The sequence below is a fragment of the Pseudomonas imperatae genome (assembly GCF_057128625.1).
In genome coordinates this window covers 248,742-260,050 of record NZ_JBSKHP010000007.1, presented here as the reverse complement: position 1 = coordinate 260,050, position 11,309 = coordinate 248,742, and the positions used below count along the sequence as shown (strand labels likewise).

The window sequence follows — 11,309 nt, the reverse complement described above, 5'->3', positions numbered from 1 at the left end:
CCACTTGGCTCGCTTCGATCTCTCGTTAGCGGGAGGCGAATTCTACAGCAACTTGCGTTGCTGTCAACTGCCTTTTTTCACCGCTTTCGACGTTGATATCGAAACCTTCCAGAATCGCTTACTTCGGTTAACTCGTTGAGTTTCAAGGAGTTTTCCGTTTCGGTTGCGCCGGAAGTGGGGCGAATTATAGAGAGATTTGGGGGCGGGTCAAGGGTTAATTTCGGCAAATTGTCTTTAAAGTCAAAAGCTTCCCCGCGGGCCACCATATGAAGGCCACCGGGTGCATGCCGTGAGGATTTCATGCCTCATGACATCGAGCGCCGCCCGCGCGGCGCATCGCGGCCAAGGCCGGCTCCTACATCTGTTGCAACGTGCCCCGCTATAGATAGGTGTTGCGCCTGGTCACACCAACACAGATCTGCAGTGAACCAACAAGGCGGACACCACGATGGCACTGGCGTTATTGGCCCGAAACAAACGGTAGGAACGGCGGGGCGGCCATCCGCCTTGGTCGCGATGCGCCGCGCGGGCGGCGCTCGATCTCAGGGGCGCCAGAAGAACAACGACTGGCACCTGGTGGCCTTAATGCAACCTCAAGACATGGACCTGCCCCCCTCTTGGCCCAATCTCTCTTCTATATAGACCCCAACCCCACCATCCTCTCCCGCACGTCTGCCAGCGCCAGCAGCGCTGCGCGTGACAGCTGCCGGTGGGGCGCTACGCACAGGCACAGCACCGGGTGGCTCACATGAATGCCGGTCAACGGCACGAAGGCGATTGTCCCTTCGGCCACTTCGCTGGCCACGTCCAGCCAGGACAACATCCCTACCCCCACGCCCTGGCGAATCAGCGAGCGCATCATGCGCAGGTCGTTGCAGGCCACGCGCTGCCGCACGTCCAGGCGCAGCTGGTCATGCAGGGTACGCACGTGCTTGTGCACCACCAGCGGTTCAGCCGGGAAGATCACCGTTTCGCCCTGGGTCTCGCTGAGCCGCAGGCTCGGCTTGCCCGCCAGCGGGTGGGACACCGGCATGGCAATGCCCATCTTTACCGGAGCGCTGGCATTGATCGCCAGCTCGCTGCTGTCGCTGGCGTCGAGCATCAGGCCAAAGTCCACTTCGGCCGAGGTGATCATCTGCGCCACTTTCTGGTTGTCCGCTACCTTCATGCCAAACGTCAGCCCCGGGTACTGCGCCATCAGCGCCGCCACCGCCTCGGCGACGATGCCCTCGCTCAAGGCGTCGATCAGGCCGATCTCCACATGGCCGCGGCGCAGGCCCTGCATTTCATCGATCTGCTCACGGGTGCGGCCGTAGTCCTTTTGCCACTGGCGGGCGCTGGCCAACAGCAACTCCCCCGCCGCCGTCAGCCGCAGGCCGCTGGGCAAGCGCTCGAACAAGGGCACACCCAACTCCTCCTCGACCTTGAGGATCTGCCGGTCGATGGCCGACGCCGACACATGCAGCACCTCCGCCGCGCGGCGGATGCTGCGGTGCCTGGCCACTTCCAGAAAGTAACGGGTGAAGCGCGAGAACGGGAACATGTGTTGCCTTTTTTGCAACGCTACAGTGAAAAAACGATGCTGGAGTTCATCACGGCGCACTTCTAAAGTCCATCCCATAAGCGCTCTACAGCGCACCTTACAGACCGCCGAAGCCTGATGAGTGACACACCATGAACCAAGATCGCTCCCCCCCCCTGCACTGCACCTTCATTGAAAGCGACTGGCGCATCCTTGCCGCCCACTGGTACCCCATCGCGCAATCCGCCGCCGTCGGCCGCGAGCCGGTCAAGGCCATGCTGCTGGATGAACCGCTGGTGCTGTACCGCATGGACGACGAACTGGTGGTGGCCCGCGACGTTTGCCCGCACCGCGGCGTGTCGCTGACCATGGGCAAAAGCGACGGCCAGGGCGTGGTGTGCCCCTACCACGGCCTGCGCTTCGGCAACGGCGGCCGCTGCAACAAAGTGCCCGCCAGCCCCAATGCCGCCATCCCGGCGCGCATGCAATTGCACACCTACCCCGCCGTGGAGCGCTACGGCCTGGTATGGACCTGCCTCGACCTGCAGAGCGACGGCGTCGATATCCCGCTGATGCCCCACTGGGACGACCCGCAATTCCAGCAGATCATCTGCCCCACCGTGGACATCCAGGCGTTCGCCGGCCGCCAGCTGGAAGGCTTCCTTGACGTCGCGCACTTCGGCTTCGTGCACACCGACACCTTCGGCGACCCCGACAACACCCAGATCCCGCCCTATCGCCCGGTGGAAACCGGCAGCGGCTTCGAAGTGCACTACAACAGCTCGGTGGGCAACTACCCCATCGGCGTCGACGGCAAGGCGCCGGACGACTTCAACTGGCTGCGGCACTTCCAGGTGCACCTGCCCTTCACCGCCACCCTCACCGTGCACTTCCCCAACGACGGCCGGCTGGTGATCATGAACGCCGCCTCGCCGGTGTCGTCGAAGGTCACCCGCCTGTTCGCGCCCATCGCGCGCAACTTCGACAAGGACCTGCCGGTGGAGGATTGCCACGCCTTCAACCTCAAGGTGTTCGAGGAAGACCGCCTGATCGTCGAGTCGCAGAAACCCGAGCGCCTGCCCCTGGACCCGATGCTGGAAGTGCACATCCCCGCCGACATGAGCTCCATCGCCTACCGCAAGGGCCTGCGCAACCAGGGCCTGAGCCAGTTCTTCCTGTATTGAGGGGCACGCCATGAACCGCCTCACCGTCACCGTCGCCGCACTGGCCGCCGAAGGCGCCGGCAACCTGGGCGTCCGCCTGGAGCCGCTGCCCGGCCAGGCGCTGCCAGCGTTCAGCGCTGGCGCGCACATCGACGTATTCCTGCCCGGCGCCCTCACCCGGCAATACTCGATCGCCAGCGCGCCTTCCCACCGGGACCACTACGAGCTGTGTGTGAAACGCGAACCCGAGTCGCGGGGCGGTTCGCGCTTCATCCATCAGCACCTGGCGCTTGGCGCCCAGCTGGAGATCTCCGCACCACGCAACCTGTTCGCCCTGCAGCCTGCCGGCCACCACGTGCTGGTCGCCGCCGGCATCGGCATCACGCCACTGCTGTCCATGGCCAGCGTATTAAAGGAACAGCAGCAGCCGTTCACCCTGCACTACTACACCCGCACCCGCGCCGAAGCGGCCTACGCCGAACGGCTGGAAACCCTGTTCACCCCAGGGCAGGCGCAGCTGCACCACAGCGACCAGGACAAAAGCCCACGCCGGCATCTGCCAGACGACCTCCTGCACCCCACCCCCAACGCACATCTATATCTGTGCGGCCCCGCCCCCTTCATGCGCCACATGACCGAGCGGGCGCTGGGGCTGGGATGGGCGCCAGCGCAGATCCATCAAGAAGCGTTCGCCCCGGTGGCGGCTGAGGCGGTGGTCGGGGATGCGTTCGAAGTACAGGTCAACTCCACCGGCCAGGTGGTGCAGGTACCGGCCGAGCAATCCATCGCCCAGGCGCTGATGGCGGCAGGGGTTGAAGTACCGGTGTCGTGTGAGCAGGGGTTTTGCGGGGCGTGCCTGACGCGGGTGCTGGAAGGGACGCCGTGTCACAGGGATAGCGTGTTGAGTGATGGGGAGAAGGAGTTGAATGACCAGATGGCGCTGTGCTGTTCGCGGAGTCGGTCGGGGCGGTTGGTGTTGGGGATATAGCCAGCATCCGGGCCAAGGCGGTGCTTCTATATATAGAGGAGAATACGACCGGAGAACATTTGTACTCCATGCGTATTTTTGCCACCCACCGACCAGGAAACGGTAGGGCGGCGCACCTGCTTGGGGGCGTTTGACCACGACGCTTGTCGCTTGCGAGTCGAAACGATACCCTTAACCGTCGCTACACATTAGCGATTGGGCTTGGCGGCCCACGAACACTGGCGCAATGCGCCGCGCATATCCTGTTGCAGGCGCTTTTTTTGTGCCCGCGACATTGTGTTATGGCGGGTTGCGCTTGGACTCCTTCGGGAGTGCCGGTCCCAGTGTTCCGGTCCGCCAACCTCGCGTAACCCGTCACCCTCCCCTGCTTGGCGGCAGAAGCGTGATGGGTCTCTTGATAAACACTGGAGATGCACCCATGAACGAAATCGACCAACACACCACCCTTGGCACCACCTCGTTTGCGAAATGCGGCGATGAGGGGCGGCATATGCTATTCAGCGTCAATCCCGATGTGCCGGTTCAGGCGGCGTTGGAGTACAGCGCTCATTTGCGTGACTGCGCCAGCAAGCTGATGCTGGATAGTGCGATGGGGGATGGTGGTGCGCACCTGGCTTGGGCTGCGGTGTATTTGAATGAGATGGCGGGGGCGGTTGTTGAGGATCTGGCATTCGCTCGTCAAGTACGCATGTAACTAAGCAGATCGCCCCACCTCGCGGTATCTAGTTTAAAGGTTGGGGCGCCAAAACCGAAGCACTCGTCGGAAGCAGTGCCTGGGTCAATATTAAGTAATCCTTCCAACTGGAAGGATTACAATGAGGTGTAATGCTAGATAGCTCGCATCCAATCTAGAGTATTTCGGAAAATGGGATATTCCTGATCAATAATCTCCGGCCCCCAGCTCCGGATATTGTCTTCCTGATCGATGATGGCCACCTCTCCCTTCTCAGTAATATTCAATGCGTCCTCAATGCAGCCCATTGGCCAAACCCAGGTTGCAAAATCCTTCATTACCTCATGCGCAGCATGCGCCAGAGCTCGGCCGTCAGCATGTCTCGCAAAGGCAGCCCAGCAGTCAGCTGCTGAGCCGTTTCTGGAGTTCTGAGGCATGCCGTTGCCACCTATTTGGAAACCTTCGGTTTCTCCGACGACTTTAAGCACAGATCTAACGCTGTCCATCTCTTCGGACTCTTTCGGTAGCCAAGGCCCCCTGGCATGAGTGAATGCAAAATCTAAGTCAGCGATCACACCACATTTGATACCCATCGCTGTCAGGACGGAAAAGCCCTTGGGAATGGACGTACAACTGCCAAGAGCAACAAAGCATATCCGTTCGAGCTCAGGCCTGACGCCATAGAGCTTTTCGTAGATGAGTGGCAGAAGTCTCTGATCGGTTTTTCCCTCGCAGAGAATCACCTTCTCTGCGAAATAAATTTCAGCAATATTTCCAAGCTCAAAAAGGGTTCTAGATTGAGCTTGTGCCTCAGCCATGGCCTGCGTGACAGCCGCCCCCATCGGAATGCGAACCTGAGAACCGTTCTCCCGTGATCTGCGTACGATGACCGTTTCAGGTGCGTTATCCCTGCTCACCATCAATGGCGAGTGGGTGGTGAACACGACCTGGTAGCCAGATTTTGAAAGCACGTGGAGCGCTTCCCTTAGGCCTCTTACCCCCTGTGGATGGAGAAAAATCTCGGGCTCATCGATCAACAGTAGTCGCCGAGCAAGGTCTTGATCGCGGGTTTTTCTGATGTCGGCCAGGAGTCGGATCAAGGCCATTTGTATCGCACGCTGTGCACCGCTACCCAAAGTATCGAATCGCCTGGTTTGACCGGATATCTCATCGGTCACGTTTAAGTCACCACTTTTGAAGAATTCTTTAACGTCGATAGACGGAACATCCAGGTTCAACAGCAGACCAGGGAAGAAGCTTGAGAGCGCGCTGTTGGCGCTGGCGTCGAACTCAGTGAGTAAAGGGGATCGGTTTTCACCATCAGCCCCCAGTATGTTCCTGACCGCTGTGAGTGCATCCTGTACCTCTTGGTGGGCGCTAAGGATGGGCGCCATGATTTCATCCAGCAGACCTCGAATCGTACTGCCGGCTTTGCCTTTGCCTAAATCTTCCTGAACGTCGTCCATGGCGCGGACATGCAACGCTTCGGGTAACAATGCCGAAATGGCCTGCGGCAGGCCCGTTGGATAGGAGCGCCAAGAACTAGGAAGGCCTTGCTCGTCTAGATCTGCGTTTGCCCAGACTTCTGTCGTCGGTTTGGTTGAGCCTAATGCAGAAATCCTTATCCAAAGGTCACCGTTGATGCAGTAGGGGGTGATCGCTGCTCGATGCTTGGCTTCAGGAATTTGCTCAACCAGCTCTTCAGTGATCCCCGATACGCAGGCGCTGATAATGATTGGCTCGCCGGGGTCGTTAGCGTCTGTTTTCGCAAATGCCTTTGGTGCAAGCACTAATCTGATCGCATCGAGAATGGTGGATTTCCCCGCGTTGTTTTGACCAACCAGCGGGGTGAAGTCACCCAGAGGTAACAACACTTGCTTACACGAACGGAAGTTTTTGATGTGTATCTTGCTCAAGGAGTGCATCGTGAGAATTCCCTGTCTACGGTGGGCATAGCGCTTCAGCGTAGTTGGAAAGTGGCTATGCGCCACCACATACCTTCAGCATGCCTCTGAGTGAACACGCTTAGCCTGTGTTGAAGTGGCCGGAATAGGTGCCGACAGTGGGCTACATGAGCGCGCCACTGGCCCAACAGGAGATCGGTCGGTTCATGATGCAGTGGTACAACTGGCAAAGGCCACATCAGTTCAACGATGGGTTGCCGCCTGCGGTCGTTGCGGAAAAGTTAGCGCGATGTCCGGGATCAGTTGATCACTACGAACGGAAAGGCTCACTTAGAGACGGGGAGCTTTCCGGTCTCGACGTAATGATCAAATGCAGCCTCTCCGCCGCGAGCAGCGATTCGCACATCTTCGAACGTCAGCCTCTTGCCAGCTTTCTTGCGCTTGGCGACGACTTTTTTCGGAGCTGCGGTCTGAACAATCATTTCCACCCCTGGTGGCGGCTTAACCTGGAGCAACCATAGGGGATGGGTCGGCTTCGAGCAACGCGCAGCACGGGATCTGAAGGATGGCGCAACACATTTGCCCATGAGACGACGGGCGAGGCGAACAATATGGTGTCCCAGGGCAGGTTCGAACTGCCAACCTTCCCCTTAGGAGGGGGATGCTCTATCCAATTGAGCTACTGAGACCTTGCTGAGCGCTGCGAGGAACCCGCAGCACGATGGACGGCGAGCATGTTAACCAGCCGCCCCGCATTTGTCATGTCATCCGTGGCCTTTTTGCCTGTAGGCAAGGTGAACGCCGAGGGAACTTTTCCGGATGGCGGCGCGAACGCTCTGGCACAGGGGCCCGCGGCGACCGTGCATTTTGCAAGGCTGCCAGAATGCCATCTTGCAGATTGCAACCTGCCACTGCCGTCAAAACCCTGTAAACTACTGAAATCATTGGGTTTTATCCGACTTTCAGGGTTGGCACGGCGTCTGCTGTATTCACTTGCATAAAAAGTGGCCAGGCAGCCCTTCACTCTGCGGAGACAAGCCCCATGAACAGCACCCTCTTTGCCCTGAATGCGTTGGCCCTCGTTGCCCTGGTGGCGTTTCATTTCCATGACGAGGCGCAACCCGATGCCGCCCTGGTGCATGTCCAGGCGGAGCATTTCATGGCCCGGCCGGCCGCGCAGGTGGCGGACATGAAGCCGCACAGAGGGATGTCGGTACTGACCTCGCAGCAGGAACAGGGCGAATCGGTGCCGGTGATCCATACTGACCGCTATACCTTTTGAAGGAGCAGCACATGTCGAAAAGCGCATGGGCCTTTTTTCTGATTGCCCTTACCAGCTTCCTGGCGGCCGTGACCTTGCCACCGGATGCCGGCCAGGCCAGCGCGGTGCTGGGCATTGCCAGTGGGGTGTCGACCGCGCTGCTGCTGTTGGCGCTGCTGCGCGGCCGCAAGATCAAGTTCGATCCGTCGCTGCGCTGATGCCGTGACGGGCCAGCAGCGCCATCAGGCGCTGCACCGCTGACGCAAGGTCGGCGGAATTGTCCAGCGTCTCGATGCGCACGCTTCCCTCCTCCCATTGCCCCGGCTCGGCCTGCAGGCGCTCGTTGCGTGCCAGACGCTCGTCGATCTGCGCCGCGGTTTCGCGCCCGCGGGCCTGCAGGCGCTGGCGCAGCACGGCGCTGTCGACGGTGACCAGCACCGGGATCAGTTCGGGGTAGAGCTGCAGGGCCTGGGGCAGCCAGGCGCGGGAGCCGTTGACCAGCACGTGCTGGCCGCCGGCAAGCCGCGCGTTGATGTCACGGCCGATACCATATTGCAACCCGTTGGCCTGCCAATTCATGGCAAACTCGCCCGCCTCGCGCAAGCGCGCGAAGGTTTCCGGGCTGACGCCGATGGCATGTTCGCCAACGGCTTCGGCGGACCGCGTGATGGTCCGTCGCACCACGTGCACGTCAGCCCGCTGCAAGGCGCTGCGCGCCGCATCGATGACACTGTCCTTGCCGGCCCCGGAAGGCCCCATCAGGTAGATCAAACGTCCCGACATCTCATCGCTCTGTATGGCAGCATGCTGGCAACCTGCCAAAATGCCACTATGCTGAATCATAGGGTAGCTCGCGCGTCATTGTGCACAGGTTGTACCGGACGAGCCAGAGCACCTCTCGAGATAGCGGGACGAAACCGGGCAGTCGACAGGCGAACGGGGATTTTCCAACCAGTGCTCATTTTCGACAATTGGTGCTGGCAAAAAGCCCTTATTCAGTTCAATATTTGTCACAGAATTGGCGCCAACGAAATGGCGACTATGAGGCATCATAGAAGCCTCTTTCACAATTCAGGTTGAACTTTTGCTGTATCGACTGTCGTAAACACATCGTGCGGCTAATTTCGAGAACCGCTCCCCCTGAACTAAACGGTCAAATATATGCGCCCAATGAAACAGGCTATTTACTCCAGCCGTACGGCTGACAAATTCGTCGTACGCCTTCCCGATGGAATGCGTGAGCGCATTGCAGAGGTAGCTCGTAATCATCACCGTAGCATGAACTCGGAAATCATCGCCCGCCTGGAACAGAGCCTGATTCAAGAAGGCGCCCTGGGCGAAGAGTTGAGCATGCGCCTGGACAGCCCGGAGCTGTCGCTGCACGAGCGTGAACTGCTGCAACGCTTCCGCCAACTGTCGCACCGCCAGCAGAACGCGCTGGTGTCGCTGATCGACCACAACGCCGAGGCCACTGCCGACGCCTCGTGAGCGCTCGCCAAAAGCCCATGAAAAAAGCCAGCGAAAGCTGGCTTTTTTGTGGGCGCGGGTTCGACCTACATCAGGAACAGGGTCGCCAGGCCCAGGAAGATGAAGAAGCCGCCGCTGTCGGTCATGGCGGTGATCATCACGCTGGAGCCCATGGCCGGGTCGCGGCCGAACCTGGCCAGGGTCATGGGGATTATAACGCCCATGAAGGCCGCCAGCAGCAGGTTGAGGGTCATGGCCGCGGTCATCACCACACCCAGTGACCAGCTGCCATAGAGCAGGTAGGCCACCACGCCAATCACCCCGCCCCAGACGATGCCGTTGATCAACGACACTGCCAGTTCCTTGCGCAGCAGGCGCGTGGTGTTGCTGTTACCCGGGCTCACCTGGTCCAGGGCCATGGCGCGCACGATCATGGTGATGGTCTGGTTGCCGGAGTTGCCACCGATACCGGCAACGATGGGCATCAGCGCGGCCAGGGCCACCAGGCGCTCGATGGAGCCTTCGAACAGGCCGATCACCCGCGAGGCGACGAAAGCGGTGATCAGGTTGATGGCCAGCCACGACCAGCGGTTGCGCAGCGAGCGCCACACCGAGGCGAAGATGTCTTCCTCTTCGCGCAGGCCGGCCATGTTGAGGACTTCGGTCTCGCTCTCTTCACGAATCAGGTCGACCATCTCGTCGATGGTCAGGCGGCCGATCAGGCGGGCGTTCTTGTCCACCACGGGGGCCGAGATCAGGTCATAGCGCTCGAACGCCTGGGCGGCGTCGTAGGCGTCCTCGTCAGGGTGGAACGACACCGGGTCGTTGGCCATGACTTCGGCCACCTGCTTCTCCGGGTCGTTGACCAGCAGGCGCTTGATCGGCAGCACGCCCTTGAGCACGCCGTCGTGGTCGACCACGAACAGCTTGTCGGTGTGGCCGGGCAGCTCCTTGAGGCGGCGCAGGTAGCGCAGCACCACTTCCAGGCTGACGTCCTCGCGGATGGTGACCATCTCGAAGTCCATCAGCGCACCGACCTGCTCCTCGTCGTAGCTCAACGCCGAACGCACGCGCTCACGCTGCTGGGCATCGAGGCTTTCCATCAGCTCGTGCACTACATCGCGGGGCAGCTCGGGGGCAAGGTCCGCGAGTTCGTCGGCGTCCATCTCCTTGGCGGCGGCCAGCAGCTCGTGATCGTCCATGTCGGCGATCAGGGTCTCGCGCACCGAGTCGGAGACTTCCAGGAGGATGTCGCCGTCGCGCTCCACCTTGACCAGCTGCCAGACCGTCAGGCGATCTGCCAGGGGCAAGGCTTCAAGAATGTAGGCGACGTCGGCGGAGTGCAGGTCGTCGAGCTTGCGCTGCAGCTCGACCAGGTTCTGGCGGTGCACCAGGTTTTCGACCAGATCACCATGCTGGCCTTCCTGGCGGTGCGTGAGGTCTTCGACCACGCGCTGGCGCTGCAGCAGGTCGACCACCTGGGCCAGGCGATCCTGCAGGCTGTCCTGCGGCTTTTTAACTTCTACTTCGGTCATAGGCGAACTCCACCCCCAGCAGCGGAGCACGCCGGAGGTTCAATCGGTCGATTCTTGATAGGTGTAGCGAGCTATTGAGTAACTACTGGGTAAGTCCATGGAAATAATCCAAAGCCCCGGCGGGGCTGACGGGCGCAATGATACACCGGCTGCCGGCTTTTAACGCGAAAAAATCTGGCAAGAACAAATGCTTGCGCGCGAAATCTGGGCGCAGTTCGAGTACCGGGAATTGCGACGACGCATGTGGAAAACAAATCACAGCCCCAGGCAGCGCAATTGCCGTTACGCTTTGGACCGCACAGTCATGGAGGACGTTCGATGCAAACCAAGCGTTGGCTACTGGCAGGGCTGCTGCTGTGCCCTGCCCTGGGTGCGCTGGCACAGACCGTGTCGCGTTGCGAGGATGAGGATGGGCACCTGACGTTCACCACCCAGCAATGCCCGCCAGGGACGCAGCAGAGCCTGCAGCAGGCCTACCACCCGCACTTGAGCAGCCAGAGCGAGCGTTCGGCCGCCAAGGAGCGCAAGCAGCTGGACGCCGAACTCAAACGCCAGAGCGAATCCCCGTAGCCGCTGCCGCAGGCTGCGCTGGCCCTGCGCCCCGGTGGAGATGCTCATCATCCATGCGGGCCAGCGCAGCCTGGCGGCAGCGGCTACGGATTATTGAAACGCAGAAAAGCAAAAAGCCCGCCTTCAGAAGAAGGCGGGCTTTCACTTGTATGGTGCACTCGACAGGATTCGAACCTGTGACCGCTCGGTTCGTAGCCGAGTACTCTATCCAGCTGAGCTACGAGTG

12 protein-coding genes, 1 tRNA gene and 1 pseudogene are annotated in these 11,309 nt (G+C 60.4%); 9 read left to right on the top strand and 5 right to left on the bottom strand.

Annotated elements, in window-relative coordinates; genetic code table 11:
* Positions 1-634: 634 nt before the first annotated feature.
* Positions 635-1,543 (bottom strand): LysR family transcriptional regulator, encoded by a 909-nt coding sequence (locus ACWKWX_RS11725; protein WP_483827806.1) that lies wholly within the window; start codon positions 1,541-1,543, stop codon positions 635-637.
* A 131-nt stretch (positions 1,544-1,674) separates the two neighbouring features.
* Here ACWKWX_RS11725 and ACWKWX_RS11720 point away from each other — a divergent pair, with 131 nt between their 5' ends.
* From ACWKWX_RS11720 to ACWKWX_RS11710, 3 genes are all read left to right on the top strand, one after another.
* Positions 1,675-2,706: a Rieske 2Fe-2S domain-containing protein gene (locus ACWKWX_RS11720; protein WP_483827805.1), complete on the top strand. Its 1,032-nt coding sequence runs from the start codon at positions 1,675-1,677 to the stop codon at positions 2,704-2,706.
* Positions 2,707-2,716: 10 nt separating this feature from the next.
* On the top strand, positions 2,717-3,673 hold the full coding sequence (locus tag ACWKWX_RS11715; protein ID WP_483827804.1) for a PDR/VanB family oxidoreductase: 957 nt from the start codon (positions 2,717-2,719) through the stop codon (positions 3,671-3,673).
* 418 nt (positions 3,674-4,091) lie between these two features.
* Entirely contained in the window at positions 4,092-4,367 is a 276-nt protein-coding gene (locus ACWKWX_RS11710) for a DUF3077 domain-containing protein (protein ID WP_483827803.1), read from the top strand.
* Between the two features lie 134 nt (positions 4,368-4,501).
* On the opposite strand, the gene ACWKWX_RS11705 is transcribed toward ACWKWX_RS11710, so the two are convergent.
* Positions 4,502-6,271, bottom strand: coding sequence for an ATP-dependent nuclease (locus tag ACWKWX_RS11705; protein WP_483827802.1), 1,770 nt, complete (start codon positions 6,269-6,271; stop codon positions 4,502-4,504).
* A gap of 128 nt (positions 6,272-6,399) precedes the next feature.
* Here ACWKWX_RS11705 and ACWKWX_RS11700 point away from each other — a divergent pair.
* Positions 6,400-6,534: pseudogene (locus tag ACWKWX_RS11700) on the top strand (IS3 family transposase); the annotation flags it as partial.
* A 328-nt stretch (positions 6,535-6,862) separates the two neighbouring features.
* Here the strand turns inward: ACWKWX_RS11700 and ACWKWX_RS11695 are convergent.
* Positions 6,863-6,939, bottom strand: a tRNA-Arg gene (locus ACWKWX_RS11695).
* A gap of 45 nt (positions 6,940-6,984) precedes the next feature.
* Here ACWKWX_RS11695 and ACWKWX_RS11690 point away from each other — a divergent pair.
* From ACWKWX_RS11690 to ACWKWX_RS11680, 3 genes are read left to right on the top strand one after another with little or no spacing between them, the layout of a single operon-like run.
* Positions 6,985-7,251, top strand: coding sequence for a hypothetical protein (locus tag ACWKWX_RS11690; RefSeq protein ID WP_483827801.1), 267 nt, complete (start codon positions 6,985-6,987; stop codon positions 7,249-7,251).
* 41 nt (positions 7,252-7,292) lie between these two features.
* On the top strand, positions 7,293-7,532 hold the full coding sequence (locus ACWKWX_RS11685) for a hypothetical protein (protein WP_416426137.1): 240 nt from the start codon (positions 7,293-7,295) through the stop codon (positions 7,530-7,532).
* Between the two features lie 11 nt (positions 7,533-7,543).
* The gene (locus ACWKWX_RS11680) at positions 7,544-7,729 is read left to right on the top strand and encodes a PA3371 family protein (RefSeq protein ID WP_473004036.1); all 186 of its coding nucleotides are present in this window, start codon (positions 7,544-7,546) and stop codon (positions 7,727-7,729) included.
* Here the strand turns inward: ACWKWX_RS11680 and phnN are convergent.
* Positions 7,704-8,294, bottom strand: a complete 591-nt coding sequence (gene phnN, locus ACWKWX_RS11675) for a phosphonate metabolism protein/1,5-bisphosphokinase (PRPP-forming) PhnN (protein WP_483827800.1) — start codon at positions 8,292-8,294, stop codon at positions 7,704-7,706. The genes ACWKWX_RS11680 and phnN overlap by 26 nt on opposite strands.
* A gap of 378 nt (positions 8,295-8,672) precedes the next feature.
* Between phnN and ACWKWX_RS11670 the strand changes: the two genes are divergently transcribed.
* Positions 8,673-8,999, top strand: a complete 327-nt coding sequence (locus tag ACWKWX_RS11670) for an Arc family DNA-binding protein (RefSeq protein WP_027978646.1) — start codon at positions 8,673-8,675, stop codon at positions 8,997-8,999.
* A gap of 65 nt (positions 9,000-9,064) precedes the next feature.
* Here ACWKWX_RS11670 and mgtE read toward each other — a convergent pair whose 3' ends face one another.
* Entirely contained in the window at positions 9,065-10,513 is a 1,449-nt protein-coding gene (gene mgtE, locus ACWKWX_RS11665; RefSeq protein ID WP_473004040.1) for a magnesium transporter, read from the bottom strand.
* A gap of 318 nt (positions 10,514-10,831) precedes the next feature.
* On the opposite strand from mgtE, the gene ACWKWX_RS11660 reads away from it, so the two are divergent.
* Positions 10,832-11,083, top strand: a complete 252-nt coding sequence (locus ACWKWX_RS11660; RefSeq protein WP_483827799.1) for a DUF4124 domain-containing protein — start codon at positions 10,832-10,834, stop codon at positions 11,081-11,083.
* The last annotated feature ends 226 nt before the right edge of the window (positions 11,084-11,309 follow it).

Coding starts and splice junctions, on each gene's coding strand:
- ACWKWX_RS11725 (WP_483827806.1), bottom strand. CDS start 1,543: ATGTTCCCGTTCTCGCGCTTCACCCGTTACTTTCTGGAAGTGGCCAGG.
- ACWKWX_RS11720 (WP_483827805.1), top strand. CDS start 1,675: ATGAACCAAGATCGCTCCCCCCCCCTGCACTGCACCTTCATTGAAAGC.
- ACWKWX_RS11715 (WP_483827804.1), top strand. CDS start 2,717: ATGAACCGCCTCACCGTCACCGTCGCCGCACTGGCCGCCGAAGGCGCC.
- ACWKWX_RS11710 (WP_483827803.1), top strand. CDS start 4,092: ATGAACGAAATCGACCAACACACCACCCTTGGCACCACCTCGTTTGCG.
- ACWKWX_RS11705 (WP_483827802.1), bottom strand. CDS start 6,271: ATGCACTCCTTGAGCAAGATACACATCAAAAACTTCCGTTCGTGTAAG.
- ACWKWX_RS11690 (WP_483827801.1), top strand. CDS start 6,985: ATGTTAACCAGCCGCCCCGCATTTGTCATGTCATCCGTGGCCTTTTTG.
- ACWKWX_RS11685 (WP_416426137.1), top strand. CDS start 7,293: ATGAACAGCACCCTCTTTGCCCTGAATGCGTTGGCCCTCGTTGCCCTG.
- ACWKWX_RS11680 (WP_473004036.1), top strand. CDS start 7,544: ATGTCGAAAAGCGCATGGGCCTTTTTTCTGATTGCCCTTACCAGCTTC.
- phnN (WP_483827800.1), bottom strand. CDS start 8,294: ATGTCGGGACGTTTGATCTACCTGATGGGGCCTTCCGGGGCCGGCAAG.
- ACWKWX_RS11670 (WP_027978646.1), top strand. CDS start 8,673: ATGCGCCCAATGAAACAGGCTATTTACTCCAGCCGTACGGCTGACAAA.
- mgtE (WP_473004040.1), bottom strand. CDS start 10,513: ATGACCGAAGTAGAAGTTAAAAAGCCGCAGGACAGCCTGCAGGATCGC.
- ACWKWX_RS11660 (WP_483827799.1), top strand. CDS start 10,832: ATGCAAACCAAGCGTTGGCTACTGGCAGGGCTGCTGCTGTGCCCTGCC.